A 24043-nucleotide genomic window follows, 5' to 3' on the forward strand; every position below is an offset into this window, starting at 1 on the left:
TTGGTATTTGCTTATACAGCAAATTAAATTTCTTGCCAATAATTCTATGAGCGCAACACCATCTAAAAACCTTCCACTTTGGGTACAGGATCGGGATACAGTTATTGCCCAAAGCACTGATGCTACTTGGCGTCACGGTACTCCCCCAGATTACACCGAATCAAAAGCGGGTTTGGCACAAGAAAGTAAATGCAAACACCTTGAAGGTTCTCTAGAAGCGATCGCGCAAAACTTAGTCAGAACTTTTGAGATGGAGGCTTCTTTTAAAACCAGCCCAGATCAATGGTTGTCGATTGTCAATGACAAGTTTCGCATGAGTAGTAATGGCGGACAAGCCTATACAGCGAAAGAAGTGTCCGCCTCTGGGACTTACAATTTATTTATCGGCGATACAGAAGATTATCAGGCTTCCCAAGAAACCTTTGAATCTTCGGGCAAACTCTTCCGCACAGCATTTCCCAAAGGATTCTTGTGGGAAGTGTTGGAAGTTTACTCTGCGCCACCAAAAGTTACCTTTAAGTGGCGACATTGGGGAACTTTTAGCGGATACTACAAAGACTATGCACCTACAGGAGAAACAGTGGAAATAGTCGGCATGAGTGTTGCCCACCTTACCGAGGATTTGAAAATTCTTTCTGTCGAACATTACTTCGACAACAGCTTGTTTTTAGCAAAGCTGACAAGTGGTGGGAAACAAACTACTAATGAACAGCAAGCAACTGGTTGTCCTTTTGGCTCGTGGTTCAAGGGATTGAAGCTGAGATAATTCAACAAGGACACCGTAAATTTTACTGTGTCCCAATGTTAATCATTTAGCAACGAACGAAAATGCAAACATACTATTACGTTTTGGCTTCTCAACGCTTTTTACTAGAAGAAGAACCGATGGAGGAAGTGCTGCGGGAACGTACCCGCCACTACCATGAACAAGAAAAAGAAATTGATTTTTGGGTAGTTAAGCAACCAGCATTCTTAGAAGCGCCTGAGATGGCAGCGTTAAAAGCAAAGTGCCCCCAACCAGCAGCAGCAATTATTTCTACCAATCCCCAATTTATTACTTGGTTAAAACTCCGCTTGGAGTACGTTCTGACAGGAGAATTTCAGGCTCCTTCTGAAACTATTCCCAATGCTTTGGCATCCTTAGCTACTGTATCCTAATCAAGAGTAAGGAGAGTAGGGGAAGCTAGGAAAAAATTTTATACCATTTTCTACTACCCCGCCTCCCGCTCTCTAACATCCTTTCTCTTTAAAATGAGTACAAATGATGCAAGGATTTTGGAGAATTTTTATAACTGTGCAATATTCCTTCAGCCACCTAGAAATCTGAGAAATAAATTATATATATTTATAGTCAAATCCTGAAGATAATACGGTGGTATATGTATAAAACTGTGTTAGGGAAAGCTCAGAATTTACCAAAGGCGATTGGAAGTAGTTTAGGATTAGCGATCGCTTGGTTATTGACAGGCATAAATACTACCTTGGCCCAGCAACAAAATCTTCCCGTTTGCCAACCTCCAAATCCTGGCGAGTATCTATTGTTGGTTATCAGTCCAACAGCGGATAATCAAAATCAATTGCGCCGTGCCATACCAAATGAAATTAAAACTACAACCTGTAGATATCTTACCGATACAGTCACGCGCATCGGCGGTTTTACTAAAATAGATGATGCTAATCGTTGGGCAAGATATATCAACAGTATTGTCGGATTATCTGCCATTATTACCACTCGACCGGGAGAGCGTTTAGCAACTCAACCAACAACTCAGACACCTCAAATCAATCAGCTTAATCAGCTTAATCAGCCTAATCAGACAGCAGCCTATCAACCCCAACGTCTAAAAAATGGTTTTGCAGTCTTAGTGGATTATTTCAATCGTCCAGAGGTAGCAAATCAAGTTAAGCAAATCGTAGGCGGTGATGTTGGTTTTGTTTCCTACGGACAACGCCCCTACTTGTTAGCAACTTACACGACTAATCAAAAAGACGCATATAGTACATTACAAAAGCTATCGGAACGTGGTTTTTTTGCTGTCATTGTTGACAGTAGCAAAGTCATGCTACTGCGACCGATAGTAAATTTACCTAATTCACAATTTTAAAGTTATAGCGGATTTCAAGTTGGTATTGAAATTTAATTATAGGCATAGCGAGCTAGCCAAGAGATCGTAATACCCAATGCCGATCCAGCTATCACCTGAAAAGGAGTATGCCCCAGTAATTCCTTGAGGCGATCGCCTGTAAATTCTGGGTGTTCATCAAATAGTTCATCAATCATTTGATTGAGAATCCGGGCTTGTTTTCCAGCAGCTTGGCGAACTCCAGCGGCATCGTACATGACGATAATGGCAAAAACCGTAGCAACTGCAAATTCTGCGGATGCCCAACCACGAGTTTGCCCTACGCCAGCTGCCAGAGATGTAACCAGAGCCGAGTGAGCACTAGGCATACCTCCGGTTGTCACCAAAGCACGCACGTTCAGTTTTCGATTCTTAATCAGCTCGATTACGAGCTTTAAAGTTTGAGCAATTAAACAAGCTACCAGAGCAACCACCAGCACCTGGTTCTCTAAAATGTCGCCGATGTCCTGCATGATATTTTAGTCAGCTTAAAAAAATTATGAGCCGCGGTTTTATGTGTGAGGAAAATCGCGCTACTTTGCATGGGGAAACCTCCCCAAGTTTCGATTTGTTGCATCTTGTGACTTCTTTTGGCACGTGAATGCCCAGAAAGTCCAAAATTAACCTAATGATTGCGACTGGTAATAAAGTGAGCCAGTGCCACTAAAGGTTCTGCCGCCTTTCCAAAGGGTTCTAATTCCGCACAAGCTGCCTCAATCAGTTTTTGGGCTTGTCTTCGAGATTCTTCAATTCCCCAAAGACTAGGATAAGTCACTTTTTTGGCTTGTTGGTCTTTGCCTGCGGTTTTACCTAATTGTTCTTGGGTAGCAGTAATATCCAGAACGTCATCAATAATCTGAAATGCTAAACCAATATTTTGAGCATAGTTAGATAAGCGTTGTAAATCTTTTTCAGATGCTCCTGCTAGTACACCACCACAAACAATACAAGCTTTTAGGAGCGCTCCTGTTTTGTGATTGTGAATAAAGTTTAGCGTTTCTAAAGAAGTATCTGACTTTCCTTCCGATTCTAAATCTACTACTTGACCGCCGACTAATCCAGCAGCGCCTACAGCACGCCCCAAATGAGCAACTACCTGCAACACTCGTTCGGGAGGCACATTTTTGGTATGAGCAGCAATATACTCAAAAGCGTAAGCCAACAAGCCATCACCAGCTAAAATGGCCACATCTTCTCCATAAACCTTGTGGTTTGTCAGCTTTCCACGACGGTAATCATCATTATCCATTGCTGGTAGATCGTCGTGAATTAACGACATCGTGTGGATCATCTCCAAGGCACATGCTGTTGGCATTGCCATTTCGATCGTACCACCTGTCATTTCACAAGTAGCAAGGCAAAGAATGGGACGCAGGCGCTTACCTCCGGCTAAGAGTGAGTAGCGCATCGCTTCATAAATTTTTTCTGGATAACGCACGGGAATCGTCTGCTCCAGAGCTTCTTCACAAAGCTGTTGTCGTTCTTTCAAATAGGTAATGAGATCAAAAGTTGCTTGTTTTGGAGTCGGTTTCAGATTATCCGCTGCTACCATTCCTAATTTCCTTATGTTGTATGTTATTCACGTAACAATTTTAAGGGCCTGCGGTAATTTGAGATTTAGAATTTAGGCTTTACTCTTAACTAACCATAGTTTTTGGTTTGAAGAGTGCAACTGGTAATTGAAAATCTCTAATTTAAACTTTTTTTGTCACCCTTAAATAAGTAGAAAAAGTATTTTGCAATAACATGGCAACGGTCATAGGGCCGACACCACCAGGAACCGGGGTGATAAATTCTGCCACACCAGCAACTGAGTCAAAATTGACATCTCCGACTAGGCGACTGTTGCCACCAACATCAGTAATGCGATTTATCCCCACATCTACCACAACAGCGCCAGGTTTCACCATCTGTGCTGAAATCAATTCTGGACGACCTACTGCTGCAATTAGAATATCAGCATTTTTGGTAATGGCAGCTAAATCTTGCGATCGCGAATGAGCAACTGTCACCGTAGCATCAGCTTCCAATAACATTAACGCCAGTGGTTTACCCACCAAAATACTGCGTCCTACTACTGTTGCTTGTTTCCCTCGCAAGGGAATTTCATACTCTTGCAACAGGCGCATTACTCCTGCTGGAGTACAACTGCGTAAACCAGGCTCTCCCCGCATTAGTTTTCCCATGTTTACCGGGTGCAGTCCGTCAGCATCTTTGTCGGGGTGAATTTGATGTAATAGAGAAACAGCATCCAGATGGTTTGGTAGGGGTAACTGCACTAAAATACCATCTACCCGCTCATCCTGGTTTAGAGTATGAATAGCTTCCTCAAGTTCAGCTTGAGTAGTTTCTGTAGGAAAATGCTTACCAAAGGAGGCAATACCAACTTTTGCGCAAGCTCGTTCTTTGCCGCGTACATATGCAGCTGAGGCGGGGTTATCGCCAACCATTAGTACTGCTAAACCAGGCGGGCGTCCTATTTGAGGCTGTAATTGGGTAATCTCAGCAGCAAGTTCTTGCTGAATTTTTGCAGCTAAAGCTTTACCATCGAGCAATTTGGCAGTTTTTGTTTCCATTCTGTGATTAGAAGTACGCTCTTACTTTGACGTTGCTGTCTGATGCCGTAGCAGCACTCATCCAAACATAGACTCCTCAAAGAAGTGTGAGATTTTTAGTTAGGGTTTCATTGATCGCTTTTGGTTGATGTTTATTTGCTGTACAAAACATTAACCAACAACAAACAACGACCAAAACGCAATCTCTCACAAATCAGATCAGATCTCTATCTTTATCTTCTCAGATTGGTTGCTTCAGGTGAGAGTGTATTTCTCGCACCGCACAACATCCTGTTGATAGGCATTTACTCAATTAAAGTTGCGACTAACCAACTACTGATGCCACAATTTCCGGAAAAGGTATCTTTTATGCTACAAGTGAAAAAAAAATTCCTCATTAATACGGTATCCCGTTTGGGTTTGATGTGTGTCCTTTTTACAGGATTAGTGGGTTGCAGTCAGTTTAGTTTTTCCAAAGTGAATGCACTAGGAGCCAATGTAACTCCGATTCGGGAACTACAATCAGAACCCATGATTGGCACAACAGCATACATTCAAGGCAAAGTAGAAAGGCGAGTTCCTCTGCTGAAGCGACAGGCGTATTTAATTAACGACTCCACAGGCAAAATATGGGCGATTACCAATCAAACTGCTTTGCAAGAAGGAGAGTACGCGGTAATCAAGGGCAAAATTAAATATCAGCCTATACCTATAGCTGGCAAAGACTTTGGAGAAGTTTTTTTAGAAGAAAAGTAAAAACTAAAACATTAAAAGTGCAATTTATATAGAGAAAAGCAGCGCCAAGACAGGTATTAGTGTGACTTTATACTTATTCTCAAAGACGATCGCCCAATCTAAAGAAATGCCATAACACAATCCGGATGTGGGAAAAAAGCTGAAAGATGTGCAAAATAAAGAACATTGCTCTCTAAAAGTAGTAAATATGGCTGCTCACGTAGCGATCGCAATTCTCTACCAAGAAAATAAGTTTCTCATGCAACTGCGGGATAATATTCCCAATATTCTTTATCCTGGATACTGGGGGCTATTTGGCGGACACATCGAAGCTGGCGAAACTCCAGAGATAGCAGTCAGGCGAGAAATTTTAGAAGAAATTAATTACGAGCTACCACAAAAATTTGATGAGTTTGGCTGCTATGGTGATGATAGAGTGATTCGTCACGTTTTTCATGCGCCGCTTTTGGTGGAATTAGATCAACTAGTTCTTAGCGAAGGTTGGGATATGGGCTTATTAACACCGGAAGACATAAGCCAAGGTAGCTGTTATTCAACTGTAGCAGGAGAAGTCAGACCTATAGGAACCGTGCATCAGCGCATATTGTTAGATTTTATGCAGAACATGAATACATAGAATTCAGTGCCATGCAAACAGTAAACAAACTACCGCGATGGTTAACCTTTGGCTTGGCATTTCCCCTTGTCATCCTTAATGGCTGGGTATTGCTTCAGGTAATCAAGTATTTTCAACCCTTAGTTAGCATTTTAGTTGCTGCCTTATTGCTGGCTTTTCTTTTAGATTATCCAATTCGATTTTTTCAAAAGCAAGGAATAAAACGCAACGTTGCTGTTACAGTTGCCCTATTGCTAACTGCATTTATATTAGTAGCTTTAGGCATTACTGTGGTGCCGTTAATCATCCAGCAAATCAACGAATTGGCTAACATTTTACCCGCTTGGATTGATTCTGGTACTCAACAGCTACAAAATTTTCAAAACTGGGCAACAACAGAACAATTACCAGTACATTTGAGTGGATTGTTACCTCAAATTCTCGACCGAGTATCAACTCAAATTCAAAATTTTACTGGCAAGATATTAAGTTTTGCTTTAGATACTATTGGCAGTCTTGTCAATATTTTGTTGACAGTAGTGTTAACTTTCTACCTTGTGTTGAATGGAGAAAGTATCTGGGACGGCATATTTTTGTGGTTTCCGCCGCACATCGGAACATACATCCGTCAATCACTACGTGAGGATTTTCAAAATTATTTTCTTGGTCAATTAACTTTAGCTACTATATTGGCAACAGGAATTACACTAGCTTTTTTAGCACTGCAACTTCCATTAGGTTTACTATTCGGATTAGTAATAGGTTTTTTTGCTTTATTTCCTTTTGGTACGGGAATAGGAATTGGTATAGTTAGCTCTTTAGTAGCATTAAATAACTTTTGGCTAGGAGTAGAAGTTTTAATTGTCGCAGTAGCAATTGACCAATTTAATTCTAATTTTGTCGCTCCTCGCATTCTCGGTAATTTAACTGGTTTAAATCCCGTTTGGGTAGTTATTTCCTTACTTTTAGGAGCGAAATTAGGAGGGTTGTTGGGGCTATTAGTTGCTATTCCTTTGGCAAGTTTCATTAAAAGTGTTGCAGATACATGGCGTGAAGGAAAATTTGAGAAAGCGGAGGAGATAGAGTCAGAATCGACTGTAGTGACAAGTCAGAAAATAGAAACTTTTTGATTGAAGAAGAATACAGAATACCTGCGGAAGCTGCTACGCGCCTACAAAATGAAAAATAAAATGACGTTGTAGATCCAGTTGGGTATGGTGGCGGCAATCTGCTGAATTTACTAGTACAGTTAGAAACCGATTTAACTGGGTATGACTTTTCTCGTCTCACCATTCGTAACTGCGATTTGCGATCGCTCAACTTACATGGGGTCAACTTTACCCAAGCAACTTTTCGAGATTGTGTATTTTCAGAATCAAATTTTTATTTAATTCTTTTGTCTGTAAGATCCCCGACTTCTCTAAGAAGTCGGGTATCTATGTTTTGTTCTTAATTCTGTACTCTTTTTTAATTTGATTTTTAATGATACCAAAATCAAAATTATTTTTATGTGTAAACAGCGAACTTAGTTAAGGAACACTAAGTATGCAAACAAATTAGACAAAAGTTCCAAATTTATACAAGCTTGCTTTAACTCGGTTATATAGTGAAGTAGAAATACGGTAATACAGTGAAGCTGAGAATAATTTTAAGCAAAATATTTGAGAATTGGGATGAGATTGCTATTTAAATTGTATTCATAAATTTCAGTGTTTAAGAATCCGGATTTATTGCCCAAACTTTGTAGAGAATGAATACGGGAACACTCACTGACAAAATCACAAAGACCATGATTACAGTGCCTAAAACTCTAGCATTGGTTACATTATGCTAATTTTTAAATTCGTGTTCTCACTTCTGATAACTGCGCTTTTTGAGAATAACTGGATTCGCTTCTTGATACTCAAATCATCTGCAATATTAATTAAAAACATAGATGGATATTCATGAACTGTGCAGATGTGAATACTGAATTATCTGTTTTTGGAATAATGGCAACAATATTTGGGTAAGAGGAATAACCATGGAATGTAATTGTTATGGTGAACGTGGTAGTGGCCGATATAAATATTTAAATTTAATTTTAAATTAAATTTAATAATCAGCCACATTAGTAATGTTCTTGGAGAGCCGAAATTTCTTTACTAATGGTACAGTTATGTGGTTTTATTTCGGCTTGACGAGTCCCTTCATCTCCATATTTCAAACATAAACTTATATAAGTATGTGGTTTGTAAGGCATTCTATCTGCCCATTCAATTGCCACAATACCAGGATATACCTCCACACCTTCCCAGTAGATTTCTAAGTTTAATGCCGCAACTTCTTCAGGTTCTAAGCGATATAGATCTAGGTGATAAAGGGGAAGGCGTCCTTGGGTGTATTCGTTAATGAGTGTGAAAGTTGGACTGACTATTGGTTCAGTGATACCTAAACCTTCGCCAATACCTTGTACCAGAGTAGTTTTGCCAGCACCTAAATCACCTTCGAGTAAAAGGACGCTACCAGCATTGAGTAATTGACCTAGACTGATACCAAGCGATCGCGTAGCCTCTGTATTTGGCAGCAAAATTTTCATAATTTCAGTTAGTCATTAGTCATTGGTCAATAGTCATTGGTTAGTGGTTAATGGTTGGTTGCTCTGTTTTTGTCCCCTTATCTCCTTGTCCCTTTGTCCCCCATTCTCCCCATTTTCCATGATGAGTTCCACTGTACCACCGCAACAAAACTCGCGCTAATCTTTGAGGATCGTGACGTACACAACCTGTTTCATCTTCATGCATGACATTAGCCAAAACAATCCTTCGCTCCATTTTGGTTACCTCTTCGCGATCCAAAAAGACAGGATGAGAGCGTTGTTGGGCATAACGGATCAGGGCGCGGGCAGAAGGGGATCTTTTATGTACTAGCACAGCATTAAATAGGCGTCTGCCACCACAAGCCTCATCAATGGCTCGAATGTGGTCACTAACAGTGTATCCCTGAGTTTCGCCTGGTTGAGTCATAATGTTGCAGACATAGATTCGGGGTGCTGTAGAAGCGGCGATCGCATCAGCAATTTCTGGCACTAACAGATTGGGAATTACGCTCGTATATAAACTACCAGGCCCCATAATAATGTAATCGGCTTCTTTAATCACCTTAATAGCTGCGGGTAATGCGGGGGGATTAGCGGGAGTACAGCCAATTTTGACAATACTGCCTCCTGCTTCGGTGATTTTTGATTCACCTTCAATGCGGCGTCCATCAGCTAACTCTGCCCACAAACGAACATCACTAAGGGTTGCTGGCAAAACTTGTCCCCGAATAGCTAGTACCTTTGAACTAGCTGTTACTGCTCGCTCTAAGTCCCCGGTAATTTCACTCATTGCCGTTAAGAACAAATTGCCAAAACTGTGACCAGTTAAACCATCACCAACACGGAAGCGATATTGAAATAGTTCTGTTAGTAACTTTTCTTCATCTGCTAATGCGGCCAAACAGTTGCGAATATCTCCTGGTGGCAAAACACCAAATTCCCGCCGCAAGCGTCCTGAAGATCCACCATCATCAGCAACGGTGACAATAGCAGTAATATTAGCACTGTAGCGTTTTAGTCCTCTTAATAACGTAGAAAGTCCTGTACCACCACCAATCACGACGATTTTCGGGCCTCGATACAACCGACGATGTGCTAGTAACACATCTACAAGTTCTTCATCGCCTTCTGGTCTTAGCACTTTAGTGATTGAACCTACCGTGCGAGTTTGCCCCCAAAGAAGCAACAACAGCCCAAATAGCAGAACAAGAGGCCCGCTAATATAGTTGGGTAAGATATTAGTAATTACTGCTAGAAAGCCTCTGAGCAGCTCCAAAGCCCAAAAAATCGGCGTTAGTTTAATCCAAATTGCTAATCCCAGAGACGCTAGCAGTACACCCCCAACACTAATTAACAACCAACGTTTTACAGATAGTCCTGGAGATAACCACTTGAACCACTGGTTAACTCGATGGCGAGTGCGACGGCGCGACTGCTGTTGAAATGTGTTAAGAGCTTGCCTAAAAAAACCAATTGACATACTTAAAAGAGAGCAGTACTACAAACAATGATTAACAGAGAATTTACACTACCTGGTCTCATGTCCAAGCGTGAAATTATTACATTTTTCACTCTTACGAGACCAAAAGCGTCGAGTCAAACTTGCTAAACTGCCCTGTAACATAACACTTGGCGAGCGTGGATCTGAAGTTAATGGAAAAGCAAATTTTAGGATTAGACCCTGGGCTAGCCACCTTAGGATTTGGAGCAATTATCTGTAATCAAAATCAAGCTCAGTTACGAGATACCTCAGTAAATATGCTAGACTGTGGTGTTATTACTACATCAGCAGATACAGAAATGGGACAAAGGCTTCGTACTTTGTACGAAGATTTACACACCTTGATTGAGGAGTTGCAACCCGACTTGGTAGCGATTGAGAAACTATTCTTCTATCGTATGGGAAATACTATTTTAGTTGCCCAAGCACGGGGTGTAATTATGCTAGTTTTGGCGCAACACAATTTACCTTATGTAGAATTTACTCCCGCTCAAATCAAGCAAGCTTTAACCGGATATGGTAATGCTGAGAAATACGAAGTTCAACAAGCTGTCGCACGAGAGTTGAATTTAGATTGCATTCCCCATCCAGATGATGCGGCAGATGGCTTGGCAGTGGCTTTAACAGCATGGTTTCAATTTTAATTTGCAATTCCTTCTGTACGCCCGGCAAGGTTAGCGACTACCACTGCTAATTCTGTAGGATTTACTGGTTTGGGAACGTGAAACTGAAAACCTGCCAACAGTGCTTGTGCCCTATCTTCTGCTGTTGCATGGGCTGTCAGTGCCACGGCAGGAGTACTTCGCCATCGTTTGTGGGGAAGCGATCGCACTTGACGAATCAGCGTATAACCATCTTCTTGGGGCATCCCGATATCGCTGACTATGACATCCGGCTGAAAGTGTGGCAGTGTATCCAATGCCTCAGGAACCGATCCAACCGCTATGACTTCTGCTCGATACTCTCCCAAAATTGTTAACAGCAACTCGCGAGTATCTTCCTCGTCATCTACTACCAACACTCGCAAACCTTTCAAGAATAGAATATGCTCTTGACTGACTTGCTCCCCAAGTGTTGGTGAAAGCAGCTCTGATGAATTTGCTTTCATATCAACAGCTCTCATCGGCAGATTAACAATAAATGTCGCTCCCTGTCCACTTCCTGAACTGTGGGCACAGACTATACCACCGTGCAATTCTACCAAATAGCGGACAATTGCTAATCCTAAGCCCAGTCCGCCATGCGATCGCGTATTAGAACTATCGCCTTGCCGGAAGCGATCAAACACGTAGGGCAAAAATTCAGGAGAAATACCCTCTCCTGTATCTTGAACCCAAATTTGCACGCTATCATCTGTGCGCTTGACTTGCACGTCTATCCTTCCCCCTTGGGGTGTAAATTTCACAGCATTAGCAAGCAAATTCCACACTACCTGTTGCAAGCGATTGCCATCACCAATTACTACCCCGACTGTTGGATCGAATTCAGATTCGATCTGAATTTTCTTAGCGGCAGCGGCTGGGCTGACTACATCTAATGCTGCTTTCACAATCGATACCAATTCTATCCGCCGGAGATTCAGGTGAAGCGTACCTCTAATAATTCGCGATACGTTCAAAACATCTTCAATTAACATTGTTAGGGACTTGGTATTGCGATCAATGGTTTCTAGTGCCCTAGCAGTAGTAGCTTCATCAAACTTGCGACTGGTGAGTAATTGCGTCCAGCCAAGCATAGCATTGAGGGGCGTGCGGAGTTCGTGGGAAAGTGTTGCTAAAAACTCATCCTTCATGCGATTGGCAGTTTCGGCTTCAGTACGTGCAGCTTTTTCACTTGCTAGCAGTTTTTCCCGTTCTTGTTCTGCTAGCTTGCGATCGGTAATCTCGTTAATAAGAGCAACAAATCCTTTTACTTCTCCTGTTTGATGCAAATGGGGAACATACGAGACATGAACATAACGTGTGTCGCCATTAGCAAAAGGTATTTGGGTTTCGTAGCTGACTTGTTTTCCTGATAATACAGTTTCTATATACGGACGAATCGACTCATAAACCGAATCACCTACCACTTCCTTAATATGTTTGCCATAAAATTCTGCGGCAGAAAGTCCATACCAATCTTCGTATTTTTTGTTATTGAAGCGGTAGCGTTGTTCAGCATCGACATAGGAAATCAAAACTGGCACAGAATTTGTAATCAAGTGCAGTTCTTCTTCTCGTTGGCGCAGTGCTGTTTGTGTTTGCTTGCGTTCTGTGATGTCGCGCACTGAAGCCACTCGTACATTTCGACTCTGGTATAAGCTACTTCTACCAATTACTTCTAAGGTAATATATGTGCCATCCTTCTTGATCCCCGTTAACTCATAAGGCTGTTGATTGTCGGATTGAATTTTTTCTAAGATAATTTTTTGTGATTCTGGTGTGACAAAATCTGCTGCCGATTTGCCAATGACTTCGTTAAATTCGTAGCCAAAAATTTTGGCAAAAGCTGGATTGGCGTCCAGAACTTTTCCATTTTCGTGAATCACAACACCTTCAATCGTGGCATCAGCTAGGGCACGAAATCGACTTTCACTTTCACGCAAGGCCTCTTCTACCCGCTTGCGTTCTGTGATCTCCCGTTGGGTTCCCCAAGCTCTTACTAAAATGCCATTTTCTAAAATTCCTACGAGGTTATTTAAAAAATACTTGCAATTCCCATACCTATCTACTTCATAAGATTCGGCATCAATCAAACGGTAGCCGGAACGGATAAAATTACGTAGATATTCAATATTGTGTGGATTTGCAGCAACAAGAAAGTCTTTTAACTTAGCTCCGACAATTTCTTCAGCACGAGAAAAGCCATACATTTGTGCTGTAACATCGTTACAATCTCTTAGATAACCATATAGGTAAAAATGCTGAATTTGCTCTTCTTCCGAACAGTTCGATGAAATCGGTTGCTCTAGTTCAAAGCACCAAATACCCTCTGTACTTTGCTCTAGAAAAGCCCGGTAGCGTTCTTCGTTGCTTCTAAATTTTGCCTCGCTGGTTTTTAACTGCTGCAAACTTGTTTCTAAGTATTGTTTGGCAGTACGTAAATTAAAGTTTAGCAGCCCCATTAGTGTTGTTTCCAAGACAAATACACTCAAATATAAGACGTCTTCCGTCCCCAAAACCCAAGGCGAATAAGCTGGTTCAACAAAGCTGATGGATAATATCGATAAAGCTATTGCTAGTAGCCCTGGTACAGTACCCCCGTAGTAAATACTAATTGCCACAGCCACGAAAAATAATGGAAAAATATTTGGCGTTAGCAGTGATTGTAACAATAGTGTTAGCAGTAAGGTAACACCAACAGTCAAAACTGTCAGGATATATGGCACGAAACCGGAGTTTTCTCCTTTCAAGACAGATTCTCCTTTGATGCAGATGGCTGAAAAGACAATTGCCAAATTCATCTAGTCAAAGAATGCGATCGCTACACACCTATTTTGCAATATATACTGGTTTTTACTTAGAAAGTATGTAACAAATAATATTTTATACATATTTATTTTATAAAGAGATTCCTTCGTGTAGCAAGTAGCTGTATATCTATCTTTAGATAGAGTATGCAATAAAATAATAAGTATTTATATCTATCCAAAGGTAGAACATAAAATCTATCGAAAGTAGTATTGATTAGCTATAAAATTAAAAATACTTTTTATACGCTTAACGGAAAATCTTACTATAATTATTTTTGATTATTTGTATTCTAAAATCCTTATGATCTATTTTTCACTAACATCCTCAAAATAAATAAAACTTTTTTTTCTCTTTGCTCTTTTTCAGATTAAATTGTCTTATCAAACTTGTAACTTATTTTACACCTTTGAAGACAAAATGTCTTTGACTTCTTAGAAAAGTTAGGAAGCTGTGTATTAACTTATAAAATTTAATGTTGATTAAAGATTAAGTTTGGGAATAAAAATGAACCTAAATTGTTATTTATTGCACGATATATTGCGTCTGGGCACGGCCTGTATTTGTATGAGGTTTTTTTATGAAATAGTCTTACATATACGGAACTTTCCTGGTTGAGTATGGCTATCTTCCATTTACCCTCTACTTAGCTTCGAGATTTTTAACTATGCAAAACTAGTTATTTTGTAGGTTTACCGTAATTAATCATCACTTTTTAAGCTATGTTTAGGAATGGGCATAAGGCAATACCTAATACCCAGTACCCAATTCCTAATCCCTAATTCCAAAAAGGATTAGAAAAGGCGAAAAATGGCTCGCACCCCCACATTAACTTTTGATCGCGGTACATTAATTTTGCATCCACCACCACGCGGCAAAGGCTGGATGGATTATGCTACATGGGATGATAGAGTTGAAAAATTTCGCATTCCAGCAGTGAAATACCGTGCTTTAGTAGAAACACTGCAAGCAGAAAATACCAATTTCCTTGACGAAGCTAAGGCGTTTTTTTCTCTGGAATTGACTTCCAGTATGCAAATGGAACCTTATCCCCACCAAACCGAGGCTTTAGGAGCCTGGAAACTGGCGGGAAGACAGGGAGTTGTAGTGCTGCCTACCGCTGCGGGAAAGACTTATCTGGCGCAAATGGCGATGGAAGTCACACCACGCACAACGCTAATTGTGGTGCCAACTTTGGATTTAATGCACCAGTGGTATGCACATTTAGTAGCGGCATTCCCTGATGCAGAAGTGGGATTGCTAGGTGGTGGTTCGCGCGATAAGACACCAATACTGGTAGCAACTTACGATAGTGCCGCGATTAACGCAGAAACGCTGGGGAATCAATATGCGTTGATAATTTTTGATGAATGCCATCATTTGCCCACAGACTTTAATCGGGTAATAGCGGAATATGCGATCGCGCCCTATCGTTTGGGGCTTTCTGCTACACCAGAACGCAGTGATGGTAAACACGCTGATTTAAATATTCTGATCGGCCCAGAAGTATACCGCAAAAGGGCTGAGGAACTAGCGGGAAAGGCACTGGCAGAGCATGAAGTAGTGCAAATAAAGGTGAAATTATCACAACACGAGCGTCAAAAATATAATCAATTAATTCAAATCCGTAATGATTTTTTGCAGCAAGCAAAGATTTCTTTGGGAAGTATTCAAGGCTGGCAAAAATTTGTCCAAATGAGTGCGCGATCGCAAAGTGGGCGTAGAGCAATGTTAGCGCACAGAGAAGCGAAAGAAATTGCCTTAGGTACGGATGGGAAATTAAGAATTTTAGCAAATTTACTTGCTAAACATTATCCAGAACGAGTTTTGATTTTTACTGCTGATAATGCTACCGTTTACCGCATTTCTAGTGAGTTTTTAATTCCGGCAATTACGCATCAAACTCCTGTCAAGGAGCGGCATGAGATATTAACCAAATTTCGGGAAGGAGAGTATAAAACTTTGATTGCTTCTCATGTTTTGAATGAAGGAGTGGATGTGCCAGCCGCTAGTGTAGCAATTATTTTATCTGGGACGGGATCGGCAAGGGAATATATCCAAAGGTTGGGAAGAGTGTTAAGAAAGGGGAAAGATAACAATAAGCAGGCGATTTTGTATGAAGTGGTGGCTGAGGATACAGCTGAGGAAGGTACTTCGGCAAGAAGAAGAGGGATAAAGAATAATGAACCGCAAAGACGCAGAGAGCGCGAAGAAAAGAAAGAAAAGAGAGGGAATTTGCAGGTTGTTTATGGAAGCAATCCGCAAAAAAGTTATCGTGCTGCGGAACAGTTAGAATTTAATTATTTTACTGAAAATAAAAAGGCTCAAAATAAAGATGAGTTAGAGGAATGAAATATTTCTTCCTCTTCGTGTTCTTTGTGTCCTTTGTGGTTTATAAAAAATTCTAGATGCTACCAACAGATTTACTAAGTCATCGTCAAAATGGTGAGGAAATTATCCCAAAAAGACTGAAAATTGACAACAAACATTTAGAGTTAGCAAATGAAATCATTACTTCTTTTCAAGAGGCGGTAGGGAAAACTCAAGGTGCGCTTGAGCGTTTGTTACTGGAATTAGAAGGTGACACTCCTGATTATCGTGTGAAGCGGGGTTTGGCTTATATTCTCAAAAGCAGTTTCTGCACGTTTGAGGTGGTGAGTCCACTTGAACCTCAGATGTTAAGAGAAAGGGTGTTTGCCCTTGCAGCTAAGTCTGTTCCTAGTAAGGAGTTAACACAAGTTACTTTAAGTAAAATTGCTGATGAATTAAGTCAAGAATTGGAGCGTGAAGTTTTACCAGAACAAGTTAGTAGTGGATTATATGCTGATTTGACAGAAAATAAAATTTTGACTGCTTTTGATGCACCTACAGCAACAGAATTATTACATCGTTACAATTTATCCCAAGTGCAGGGTGTGTTTTATAAAGCCAGTCAGTTAGTGTTAAATGCTCATCGTAATGTACCAGGAGAATATAAGCTTTTATTTCGCTATCTCAAGTTGTTTCAATTAATGGCATATATTGAGGGAGATGCCGACCACGGATTTACAATTACAATTGATGGGCCGACAAGTTTATTCTCTCCAAGTACCCGCTATGGTTTGGCAATAGCTAAACTGATTCCTGCTTTACTTCACGTCACAAAATGGAGCCTTTCCGCTACACTACAAGTTCGTGATTTTTATACAGAAACTTGGAAAACGGGGCGTTTTACTCTCAATTCTGATTGCGGTTTAGTGTCTCACTACCCTCCAGGAAAACCTTACGATAGTATGTTAGAAGCATCTTTTGCTGATAAGTGGGATTCATTGAAAACTGAATGGGTTTTAGAGCGAGAAGTTGATTTAATTCCTATTCCTGGTAGTGTGATGATCCCCGATTTTCGGTTAGTGCATCCTGATGGGCGTAGCTTTTTATTAGAAATTATTGGTTATTGGCGACCAGAATATTTACAAAAAAAGTTTGCCCAAGTCAGACGCGCTCAATGTCATAATTTAATTTTGGCTATTTCCGAACGTTTGAATTTGGATAAAGCTGGCGTAAAAATAAATGATGTTCCAGCTAGAATTGTTTGGTTTAAAGATAAATTGTTGCCAAAGTCAGTGTTAGCTGTGATGGAATAAGAGTCAGAAATGTTAAATATTAAGTAATTTATTATGTCAGACAGTGCTACATTTGAGTTAACAACAACTGTAGATAAGTCAACCATAGCTCATCGTGTAGCTGAATTATGGAAAGGATTCGCATATAGTTCAGATATTTATACCTTTCCTGGATACAATGAAAAGATATTTTGTACCTTAGATTATGTTTTTGGATATCCTGTAGAGAAAGAAATGATTCGTAAAGTTTTGAACTATCTACTCGATATCGCTTCTAATCATGAAGTTTATTACTATCGCTGTGCAGATTTTATTCATATACATAATCAAGATACTCAGCCTATTCAAATAAGTGTTGATGACTTATTTCGAGAAGAGTACACACCCTCAATAGGCGCTTCAATTGAGAAAAAATATGTTATCCGTCGAGTTTAACTCTATTGCTACTATAATTTCAAAGCTCATGTAGCTCAAAATTTCTAATTTTCTAACTGCAACTTTAGCATCTCAAATGGCGATCGCCCAATACCTGCTTTAGCTCCTCAACTCTGCGATTATAGTCATCCATCAGCTACTTGGCTGCCTCTGTTTTACAAAAAATGAAGTGTATTCATTTATACTAATAAATGCGAAGTATGCTTTTGGTGTAATTACTTAAGCTATTTTTAGTCAGGGTATTACTTATAGCTAGTGCAAAAACTAAAAACCTAATCGAAAATTATATCAAGAAACAATAAATTTTTTTTAGGTATCAGTTGAAAAAAGATAGCAATAAGTTTAAAGTATGATCTTGATTAATAAAATTACACAAGTATATAGATGAATGATTTAATAACTCATAAATTACTAAAAAATTTATCAATTAGATGCTTAAAAATAGTTGACTATTGAAAGTGAAAATGATAATAGGCTCATAACAAGTTCCCAAAACAGATAATCTTCTTCGAGTAACGGCAAGAGCATGACAAAAGCAACCACAACATTACCTAGTGGCTGGAAAACACCCCAAATATCACCTTTAGTAGGTCTGCTTATAGGACTAACGATCCTACTGGTTTGTTTAGTTTACAGCGTCACACTGGGTGCAGCAGATATACCTTTAGACAAGATTTTGGCATCCTTTGTAGCTTTTGATGGTTCTTATGAACACTTAGTCATCCAGACTGTGAGATTACCGCGATCGCTTATGGCTATGCTTGTGGGTTCAGCGCTGGCAGTATCTGGAGCATTAATGCAAGGTTTGACACGCAATCCCCTAGCAGATCCAGGAATTTTGGGTATTGAATCGGGAGCAGCACTAGCTGTAGTGGCAACAATTTTTATTTTTGGCAGTTCATCCCTCAGTGTTTTAACCATTGTGGCCTTTTTGGGTGCAGGAGCCACAGCAGTGTTAGTCTACTTTCTTGGTTCTCTGGGGAGGGGAGGAGCTACTCCACTGAATTTAACAGTAGCAGGTGCAGCGCTTACAGCTCTGATTTCTTCTCTCACTACTGCTGTTCTCATCATCAGTCAAAGAACTTTAGAAGAAATTAGATTTTGGTTAGCTGGTTCATTAGCTGGGCGCGATACTAATATACTCTTTCAAGCACTACCTTTTATTGTCATTGGATTAGTAATTGCTTTTGCCCTTGGTAGACAGATTACTACTATGAGTCTCGGTGAAGATGTGGCAAAAGGCTTAGGTCAACAAACAGCTTGGATTAAAATAATTACTGCCATTAGCGTAGTTTTGCTAGCCGGTAGTTCAGTGGCTCTTGCCGGGCCAATCGGTTTTATTGGCTTAGTTGTTCCCCACATAGTAAGATTTTTCATTAAAGCTGATTACCGTTGGATTTTGCCTTATTCCGCTATTTTGGGCGCAACTTTACTCTTGATTGCAGATATCGCAGCGCGTGTATTACTCAAACCTCAGGAATTACCTGTAGGTGTGATGACAGCACTCATTGGTGCTCCCTTTTTTGTCTACTTGGCTAAGTCAAAGGTGAAAAAATGAACATGGATTGGCTAGTCATCCGTTCCGAGGCTATATCTTTCCGCATCGACCGACGTGTACCACTGATATTACTATTGCTAGGACTGACTATTTTTGTGGCGGTGGTAATGAATGTGGGTAAGGGTGAATATCCAATCTCGCCCTTGGATATCATTAAAACTTTATTTGGTATAGATACGGGAAATCCCGATCATGCTTTTGTGATTTACAATCTGCGTTTGCCTCGCACCCTTGTCGCTGTGATGGTGGGAATGGCGCTGGCAATCTCTGGCACTATCTTCCAAGGTTTAACACGCAATCCCCTAGCCGATCCTGGTATTATCGGTATCAATGCTGGAGCAAGTCTGGCAGCAGTCAGCGTAATTGTGCTATTTCCCTCAGCACCAATTTATACCTTACCTTTATCAGCTTTTGCTGGTGCTTTGCTGATGGCGATTTTAATTTACTCGCTAGCTTGGAACAGAGGTAGTTCTCCGCTTCTATTTATCTTAATGGGTGTTGGTTTGTCTGCGATCGCTAGTGCTTTCACCAGCTTGCTGATTACCTTTGGGGAAATTTATGACGTTAGTAATGCTTTGGTTTGGTTAGCTGGTAGTGTTTACGGACGTACTTGGGAGCAAGTATTTTCGTTATTACCTTGGTTGATTGTTTTCATCCCAATGGCGTTAATACTAGCAAGGCATTTGAATGCTCTGAACTTGGGAGATGACGTAGCCAAAGGTATAGGTACTCGTGTGGAATGGCAACGTGGTTTACTCGTACTGGTGGGTGTAGCCTTAGCAGGTGCAGGAGTTGCCACCGCCGGCATGATTAGCTTTGTTGGTTTAATAGCACCCCATTTAGGACGACAACTAGTGGGTGCAACCCATGAAGGTTTGATTCCTACCTCAGCACTGCTAGGAGGAATGATTGTTGTGCTCGCAGACTTTTTGGGACGAACACTATTTGCACCGATTGAAATTCCTTGTGGGGTGGTGACTGCTGCTGTCGGTGCTCCTTATTTTCTTTATTTGTTAATTCGCAACCGTAAAAAATAAAAAATAGGGGACTGGGTACTGGGGATTGGGGACTTGGTAAAAATTATTTCTTAATCAACCCAAAACTCAGATTTTTATTAATCTAAAATCCAAAATGGTATCAATTATGAAAGGGCTATCAACCAAAGGTCTGTCTTTAGCTTACGATGGGGTGCCAATTATTCGAGATTTAAATTTGGCAATCCCTGCCAGACAAATTAGTGCTTTAGTTGGTGCTAATGGTTGCGGTAAATCTACTTTGTTAAGAGGTTTAGCAAGATTGCTCAAACCTTGTGGCGGTACAGTATATCTTGATGGAGAGTCTATTTTTAAGCTTTCCACTAAAGAAGTAGCTCAACAGTTGGGTATTTTACCCCAAGGGCCAGTGGCACCGGAAGGTTTAACAGTCAGAGATTTAGTAGCACAAGGGCGCTATCCTTATCAAAATTGGTTGCAGCAGTGGTCAGCAAAAGATGAAAGAATTGTGCAACAAGCACTAGAGATTACAAATATGCAATCGTTGGCAGAGCGAGAACTGGACACTTTGTCTGGTGGACAACGGCAGCGAGCTTGGATTGCGATGGCATTAGCGCAAGATACAGATATTTTACTTTTGGATGAACCGACAACTTTTCTAGATTTGGCACATCAAATAGAAGTTTTGGATTTACTGTATGAGTTGCACCAACATCAGGGAAGAACTATTGTCATGGTGCTACATGATCTCAATCATGCGTGTCGTTATGCTGATTATTTAGTTGCTGTCAAAGAAGGTCGAATTTTTACTGCTGGGGAACCGAAGCAGGTAATGACTGAGGAGATGGTACTAGAGGTTTTTGGGTTAGAGTGTCGTGTTGTTAACGATCCAGTGGTGGGAACTCCGATGTGTGTACCGATAGGACGTAAAGGGGCAAGGAAATCACAAGCAAAATCTTCTAGCTTTTGATTTGACAGCAAAAGTAGGCAAGATGTCCACTTTCTCCTTAACTTGATCTAAATCTACTTGGCGATCGCCTACGTGCCTTACGAAAAATAAGCCAAAGCTAATCTTCGCAGTTTCCTCTTTGAGGAACAGACTCTTGACTTCCAAAAAATATGTGCGAAGCTAATAATTAGATTAACTAATTATTAGTTTTAGGAAGTTTCTTTTGTGGCGAAACTGACGGGAAAAACCGAGCGGTTAGAAACTTGTGCTGAGTATCCGAAAGCGATCGTATTGGAAACTCAGGAACTTACGCGTCGCTTTGGCAAGTTTACTGCCGTTAATGCCTTGAATATCTGCGATCGCGTTGCAATTATGAATCGAGGGCAAGTGATTGCAACTGGCACACCCACCGACTTAAAAGCTCCCTTAAATCAGCCTAATGCAACCTTGGATGATGTCTTCATCCACTGCACCGGGAGTTAGTTATCATGACACAGCCAGAACCAGACGTAATGCTCAACGGTTGGGTTAATCCACCAGCCGTGCGGACAAGAAATTTTATCTATGCGATCGCTGAACTAGTCAGCAAAACTTTGTTAAATCCCTTAACTTATCAAGTTGATGCTTTACGCGGCACAATGCTAATGAATGGCTCCAGTCTCTATGGGTTTGGTCTGGATTGTACAATTCTCTTATTAACATTAATAGGCTTGACGATCATCTGTGGACGACTTTATCCACGGGTGGCAATGTAATCAGGAGAACAACAGTCCCATGAAGCTCGATAAACCTTCTGTTGGCGCAACTTCCAAAGACTGTGCAGCCAGAGTGATGGAAACAATCCCATTATTAATGCGGTTTATTCGAGCAGATATGCGTACTAATAGCGCTGACTCTCTTTCTATACCTCAGTTACGGACACTTGCATTTCTCAAGCGCAATCCAGGTGCTTCCTTATCTGAAGTGGCAGAACATCTTGGTGTTACCTGTGCCACAGCATCAGCAACAACAGAACGATTAGTGCAACGTAATTTGGTGCAACGCACAGATCATCCTCAGGAACGGCGGCGAATAGTTCTCAATCTCACTGAAGAGGGAAAGCTGCTGTTAGAGCAATCCCAGGAGAAAACTCGCACTCATATTGCCGAAATTTTAGAAGAACTAACACCAGAGCAAATATCACAAATTGAAGAAGGTTTGGCTCTACTCAAAAATGTCTTCGAGCAAACAGAATTCCACTCCTCTCGAAGCTAAGGTTGGACAACACGATCCCTTTGCTGCTCTTAGGTTTCGAGACTATCGACTATTTACGATTGGGCGTGTGCTCCTGTTCACGGGGTCACAAATGCAAACTGTAGCGATTGGCTGGGAACTGTATGAGCGTACTAGTTCAGCTATGGTACTGGGTGGAGTAGGACTAGCACAAGTCTTACCAATGATTGCCCTCACCTTAATTACTGGACACGTTGCCGATAAAAGCGATCGCAAACGCACCACTTTATTCTCAATCATGCTGTTAGCCCTTTGCTCGCTAGCTTTAGCTGTGGTTTCCTATAGTCAAGGGGCAATTGTTCTAGTTTATACTTGCTTGTTTTTAACAGGTGTAGCTAGAGCCTTCTTAAAGCCTGCTAGCGATGCTTTAATGTGGCAATTAATACCTGTAAGTATATTTACAAATGCTGCCACTTGGAATAGTACTAGCTTTCAATTAGCAACAGTGATTGGCCCTGCCTTGGGAGGATTTGCGATCGCTGCTTTTGGAAGGGCGACTGGAGTATATGTTTTGGCAACAATGGCAGCATTACTGTGCTTTGCTTTAACAGCAGTAATCAAAGAGCAAAAGACAACTTTTTCCAAGGAACCAATATCACTCAAAGCCTTATCTGCGGGAGCTAAATTTGTTTGGCAAAATCAGTTAATTTTAGCGGCAATAACCTTAGATATGTTTGCCGTCTTGCTGGGGGGTGCAGTGGCACTACTACCGATATTCGCCAAGGATATTTTACACGTGGGACCAATAGAACTTGGATATCTCCAGGCAGCCCCCTCTATCGGTGCATTAATCATGGCAGTGGCTTTGGCACATCTACCACCCTTACGTCAGGCTGGCCCCGCCTTATTATGGTCAGTAGTGGGCTTTGGTGTTGTTACGATCATCTTTGGGTTATCGCGTTGGTTTTGGTTATCTTTGTTGATGCTGGCATTAAGTGGCGCACTAGACAGCATTAGCGTTGTGATTCGCCATACTTTAGTTCAGATTCGGACACCCGACTATTTGCGCGGTCGAGTTGCTGCTATTAATAGTGTGTTTATTAGTGCCTCTAATGAGTTGGGTGGTTTTGAATCAGGCTTAACTGCTGCTTTGTTTGGCCCTATCATTTCTGTTGTTGGTGGTGGAATTGGCACAATTTTGGTGGTGGTTGCCACAGCGATGATTTGGCCGGAAATTCGGAAGTTGGGGGCATTGCATGAGTATGAATAAAAATAGGATGTAGTTGCCACGTTAACTATGGGGCGATCGCATTCCATCAAATTGAATGTAAAGCTATAATTAGCCATGAAAGAAAATGCTCTTGAAATCACTGGTTTTCACGCCCATATCTACTTTGATACCGCAACTCGTGAGGCGGCTGCGCGTATACGTGAAGGATTAGGTGCTAATTTTGATGTTCAACTTGGGCGCTGGCATGAACAGCCTATTGGCCCGCACCCAAAAGCAATGTATCAAGTTGCATTCTCTCCAGAGCAGTTTGGTAAAGTTATCCCCTGGTTAATGCTCCATCGTGAAGGATTAGATATTCTTGTTCACCCAACCACTGGTGATGATGTAGCAGACCATACAGACCATTCTCTATGGTTAGGAGAGAAGCTAGAGTTAAATATCGATTTTTTACGATAGATTGAAGCAAGTTGATAGTCAACAGGAGCGATCGCCTCATCATAATCTTAT

The 24043-nt window shown here is 40.9% G+C and carries 25 protein-coding genes; 19 read left to right on the top strand and 6 right to left on the bottom strand.

Going from position 1 to position 24043, the window contains the following annotated elements; genetic code table 11:
• Window positions 1-46 precede the first annotated feature (46 nt).
• The 3 genes from UYC_RS0119140 (at window position 47) to UYC_RS0119150 (ending at window position 2105) form a co-directional block, all read left to right on the top strand.
• Window positions 47-766: a nuclear transport factor 2 family protein gene (locus tag UYC_RS0119140; RefSeq protein ID WP_016875707.1), complete on the top strand. Its 720-nt coding sequence runs from the start codon at window positions 47-49 to the stop codon at window positions 764-766.
• 62 nt (window positions 767-828) lie between these two features.
• Entirely contained in the window at window positions 829-1158 is a 330-nt protein-coding gene (locus UYC_RS0119145) for an MgPME-cyclase complex family protein (RefSeq protein WP_016875706.1), read from the top strand.
• A gap of 221 nt (window positions 1159-1379) precedes the next feature.
• Window positions 1380-2105, top strand: coding sequence for a hypothetical protein (locus UYC_RS0119150; RefSeq protein ID WP_016875705.1), 726 nt, complete (start codon window positions 1380-1382; stop codon window positions 2103-2105).
• Between the two features lie 32 nt (window positions 2106-2137).
• Here UYC_RS0119150 and UYC_RS0119155 read toward each other — a convergent pair whose 3' ends face one another.
• The 3 genes from UYC_RS0119155 to folD form a co-directional block, all read right to left on the bottom strand.
• Complete coding sequence (locus tag UYC_RS0119155; RefSeq protein ID WP_016875704.1) at window positions 2138-2596, bottom strand: divergent PAP2 family protein; 459 nt, start codon at window positions 2594-2596, stop codon at window positions 2138-2140.
• A 152-nt stretch (window positions 2597-2748) separates the two neighbouring features.
• Window positions 2749-3675 carry a geranylgeranyl diphosphate synthase CrtE gene (gene crtE, locus UYC_RS0119160; RefSeq protein ID WP_016875703.1) on the bottom strand — a complete coding sequence of 309 codons (927 nt, stop codon included), beginning with the start codon at window positions 3673-3675 and terminating at the stop codon, window positions 2749-2751.
• Window positions 3676-3817: 142 nt separating this feature from the next.
• Window positions 3818-4699, bottom strand: coding sequence for a bifunctional methylenetetrahydrofolate dehydrogenase/methenyltetrahydrofolate cyclohydrolase FolD (folD, locus tag UYC_RS0119165; RefSeq protein WP_016875702.1), 882 nt, complete (start codon window positions 4697-4699; stop codon window positions 3818-3820).
• A gap of 318 nt (window positions 4700-5017) precedes the next feature.
• On the opposite strand from folD, the gene UYC_RS0119170 reads away from it, so the two are divergent.
• The 4 genes from UYC_RS0119170 to UYC_RS37155 all read left to right on the top strand — a co-directional run bounded on the left by UYC_RS0119170 (window position 5018) and on the right by UYC_RS37155 (window position 7482).
• Window positions 5018-5434, top strand: coding sequence for a hypothetical protein (locus UYC_RS0119170; RefSeq protein ID WP_235082978.1), 417 nt, complete (start codon window positions 5018-5020; stop codon window positions 5432-5434).
• Between the two features lie 187 nt (window positions 5435-5621).
• A complete protein-coding gene (locus UYC_RS0119175; RefSeq protein ID WP_016875700.1) occupies window positions 5622-6050 on the top strand; it encodes an NUDIX hydrolase in 429 nt (142 codons plus the stop codon).
• An 11-nt stretch (window positions 6051-6061) separates the two neighbouring features.
• Complete coding sequence (locus UYC_RS0119180) at window positions 6062-7159, top strand: AI-2E family transporter (protein ID WP_016875699.1); 1098 nt, start codon at window positions 6062-6064, stop codon at window positions 7157-7159.
• Between the two features lie 176 nt (window positions 7160-7335).
• A complete protein-coding gene (locus tag UYC_RS37155) occupies window positions 7336-7482 on the top strand; it encodes a pentapeptide repeat-containing protein (protein WP_235082977.1) in 147 nt (48 codons plus the stop codon).
• A gap of 657 nt (window positions 7483-8139) precedes the next feature.
• On the opposite strand, the gene UYC_RS0119185 is transcribed toward UYC_RS37155, so the two are convergent.
• Complete coding sequence (locus UYC_RS0119185; RefSeq protein WP_016875698.1) at window positions 8140-8607, bottom strand: bifunctional alanine racemase/tRNA (adenosine(37)-N6)-threonylcarbamoyltransferase complex ATPase subunit type 1 TsaE; 468 nt, start codon at window positions 8605-8607, stop codon at window positions 8140-8142.
• A 40-nt stretch (window positions 8608-8647) separates the two neighbouring features.
• On the bottom strand, window positions 8648-10087 hold the full coding sequence (locus UYC_RS0119190; RefSeq protein WP_016875697.1) for a gluconeogenesis factor YvcK family protein: 1440 nt from the start codon (window positions 10085-10087) through the stop codon (window positions 8648-8650).
• Window positions 10088-10260: 173 nt separating this feature from the next.
• Between UYC_RS0119190 and ruvC the strand changes: the two genes are divergently transcribed.
• Entirely contained in the window at window positions 10261-10752 is a 492-nt protein-coding gene (gene ruvC / locus UYC_RS0119195; RefSeq protein WP_016875696.1) for a crossover junction endodeoxyribonuclease RuvC, read from the top strand.
• Here the strand turns inward: ruvC and UYC_RS0119200 are convergent.
• A complete protein-coding gene (locus tag UYC_RS0119200; protein WP_016875695.1) occupies window positions 10749-13550 on the bottom strand; it encodes a hybrid sensor histidine kinase/response regulator in 2802 nt (933 codons plus the stop codon). The genes ruvC and UYC_RS0119200 overlap by 4 nt on opposite strands.
• Before the next feature lie 817 nt (window positions 13551-14367).
• Between UYC_RS0119200 and UYC_RS0119205 the strand changes: the two genes are divergently transcribed.
• From UYC_RS0119205 to UYC_RS0119255, 11 genes are all read left to right on the top strand, one after another.
• On the top strand, window positions 14368-15909 hold the full coding sequence (locus UYC_RS0119205) for a DEAD/DEAH box helicase family protein (protein ID WP_016875694.1): 1542 nt from the start codon (window positions 14368-14370) through the stop codon (window positions 15907-15909).
• A gap of 56 nt (window positions 15910-15965) precedes the next feature.
• The gene (locus tag UYC_RS0119210; RefSeq protein ID WP_016875693.1) at window positions 15966-17180 is read left to right on the top strand and encodes a DUF790 family protein; all 1215 of its coding nucleotides are present in this window, start codon (window positions 15966-15968) and stop codon (window positions 17178-17180) included.
• Between the two features lie 33 nt (window positions 17181-17213).
• A complete protein-coding gene (locus UYC_RS0119215) occupies window positions 17214-17594 on the top strand; it encodes a hypothetical protein (RefSeq protein ID WP_016875692.1) in 381 nt (126 codons plus the stop codon).
• A 526-nt stretch (window positions 17595-18120) separates the two neighbouring features.
• Entirely contained in the window at window positions 18121-19152 is a 1032-nt protein-coding gene (locus UYC_RS0119220; protein WP_016875691.1) for a FecCD family ABC transporter permease, read from the top strand.
• Window positions 19149-20189 (top strand): FecCD family ABC transporter permease, encoded by a 1041-nt coding sequence (locus UYC_RS0119225; protein WP_016875690.1) that lies wholly within the window; start codon window positions 19149-19151, stop codon window positions 20187-20189. The genes UYC_RS0119220 and UYC_RS0119225 overlap by 4 nt, the downstream gene beginning before the upstream one ends.
• Window positions 20190-20295: 106 nt before the next feature.
• A complete protein-coding gene (locus UYC_RS0119230; RefSeq protein WP_016875689.1) occupies window positions 20296-21114 on the top strand; it encodes an ABC transporter ATP-binding protein in 819 nt (272 codons plus the stop codon).
• Between the two features lie 204 nt (window positions 21115-21318).
• Window positions 21319-21576: a hypothetical protein gene (locus UYC_RS40370; RefSeq protein ID WP_016875688.1), complete on the top strand. Its 258-nt coding sequence runs from the start codon at window positions 21319-21321 to the stop codon at window positions 21574-21576.
• A gap of 5 nt (window positions 21577-21581) precedes the next feature.
• Window positions 21582-21848 (top strand): hypothetical protein, encoded by a 267-nt coding sequence (locus tag UYC_RS0119240; RefSeq protein ID WP_016875687.1) that lies wholly within the window; start codon window positions 21582-21584, stop codon window positions 21846-21848.
• 19 nt (window positions 21849-21867) lie between these two features.
• Window positions 21868-22347 carry a MarR family winged helix-turn-helix transcriptional regulator gene (locus UYC_RS0119245; RefSeq protein ID WP_016875686.1) on the top strand — a complete coding sequence of 160 codons (480 nt, stop codon included), beginning with the start codon at window positions 21868-21870 and terminating at the stop codon, window positions 22345-22347.
• The gene (locus UYC_RS0119250; RefSeq protein WP_016879615.1) at window positions 22307-23575 is read left to right on the top strand and encodes an MFS transporter; all 1269 of its coding nucleotides are present in this window, start codon (window positions 22307-22309) and stop codon (window positions 23573-23575) included. The genes UYC_RS0119245 and UYC_RS0119250 overlap by 41 nt, the downstream gene beginning before the upstream one ends.
• 75 nt (window positions 23576-23650) lie before the next feature.
• Window positions 23651-23992, top strand: a complete 342-nt coding sequence (locus tag UYC_RS0119255; RefSeq protein WP_016875684.1) for a DOPA 4,5-dioxygenase family protein — start codon at window positions 23651-23653, stop codon at window positions 23990-23992.
• Window positions 23993-24043: the final 51 nt, after the last annotated feature.

It is taken from the genome of Chlorogloeopsis fritschii PCC 6912 (genome assembly GCF_000317285.1).
GTDB classification, from domain to species: Bacteria; Cyanobacteriota; Cyanobacteriia; order Cyanobacteriales; family Nostocaceae; genus Chlorogloeopsis; species Chlorogloeopsis fritschii.

Coding starts and splice junctions, on each gene's coding strand:
- UYC_RS0119140 (WP_016875707.1), top strand. CDS start 47: ATGAGCGCAACACCATCTAAAAACCTTCCACTTTGGGTACAGGATCGG.
- UYC_RS0119145 (WP_016875706.1), top strand. CDS start 829: ATGCAAACATACTATTACGTTTTGGCTTCTCAACGCTTTTTACTAGAA.
- UYC_RS0119150 (WP_016875705.1), top strand. CDS start 1,380: ATGTATAAAACTGTGTTAGGGAAAGCTCAGAATTTACCAAAGGCGATT.
- UYC_RS0119155 (WP_016875704.1), bottom strand. CDS start 2,596: ATGCAGGACATCGGCGACATTTTAGAGAACCAGGTGCTGGTGGTTGCT.
- crtE (WP_016875703.1), bottom strand. CDS start 3,675: ATGGTAGCAGCGGATAATCTGAAACCGACTCCAAAACAAGCAACTTTT.
- folD (WP_016875702.1), bottom strand. CDS start 4,699: ATGGAAACAAAAACTGCCAAATTGCTCGATGGTAAAGCTTTAGCTGCA.
- UYC_RS0119170 (WP_235082978.1), top strand. CDS start 5,018: ATGCCACAATTTCCGGAAAAGGTATCTTTTATGCTACAAGTGAAAAAA.
- UYC_RS0119175 (WP_016875700.1), top strand. CDS start 5,622: ATGGCTGCTCACGTAGCGATCGCAATTCTCTACCAAGAAAATAAGTTT.
- UYC_RS0119180 (WP_016875699.1), top strand. CDS start 6,062: ATGCAAACAGTAAACAAACTACCGCGATGGTTAACCTTTGGCTTGGCA.
- UYC_RS0119185 (WP_016875698.1), bottom strand. CDS start 8,607: ATGAAAATTTTGCTGCCAAATACAGAGGCTACGCGATCGCTTGGTATC.
- UYC_RS0119190 (WP_016875697.1), bottom strand. CDS start 10,087: ATGTCAATTGGTTTTTTTAGGCAAGCTCTTAACACATTTCAACAGCAG.
- ruvC (WP_016875696.1), top strand. CDS start 10,261: ATGGAAAAGCAAATTTTAGGATTAGACCCTGGGCTAGCCACCTTAGGA.
- UYC_RS0119200 (WP_016875695.1), bottom strand. CDS start 13,550: ATGAATTTGGCAATTGTCTTTTCAGCCATCTGCATCAAAGGAGAATCT.
- UYC_RS0119205 (WP_016875694.1), top strand. CDS start 14,368: ATGGCTCGCACCCCCACATTAACTTTTGATCGCGGTACATTAATTTTG.
- UYC_RS0119210 (WP_016875693.1), top strand. CDS start 15,966: ATGCTACCAACAGATTTACTAAGTCATCGTCAAAATGGTGAGGAAATT.
- UYC_RS0119215 (WP_016875692.1), top strand. CDS start 17,214: ATGTCAGACAGTGCTACATTTGAGTTAACAACAACTGTAGATAAGTCA.
- UYC_RS0119220 (WP_016875691.1), top strand. CDS start 18,121: ATGACAAAAGCAACCACAACATTACCTAGTGGCTGGAAAACACCCCAA.
- UYC_RS0119225 (WP_016875690.1), top strand. CDS start 19,149: ATGAACATGGATTGGCTAGTCATCCGTTCCGAGGCTATATCTTTCCGC.
- UYC_RS0119230 (WP_016875689.1), top strand. CDS start 20,296: ATGAAAGGGCTATCAACCAAAGGTCTGTCTTTAGCTTACGATGGGGTG.
- UYC_RS0119240 (WP_016875687.1), top strand. CDS start 21,582: ATGACACAGCCAGAACCAGACGTAATGCTCAACGGTTGGGTTAATCCA.
- UYC_RS0119245 (WP_016875686.1), top strand. CDS start 21,868: ATGAAGCTCGATAAACCTTCTGTTGGCGCAACTTCCAAAGACTGTGCA.
- UYC_RS0119250 (WP_016879615.1), top strand. CDS start 22,307: ATGTCTTCGAGCAAACAGAATTCCACTCCTCTCGAAGCTAAGGTTGGA.
- UYC_RS0119255 (WP_016875684.1), top strand. CDS start 23,651: ATGAAAGAAAATGCTCTTGAAATCACTGGTTTTCACGCCCATATCTAC.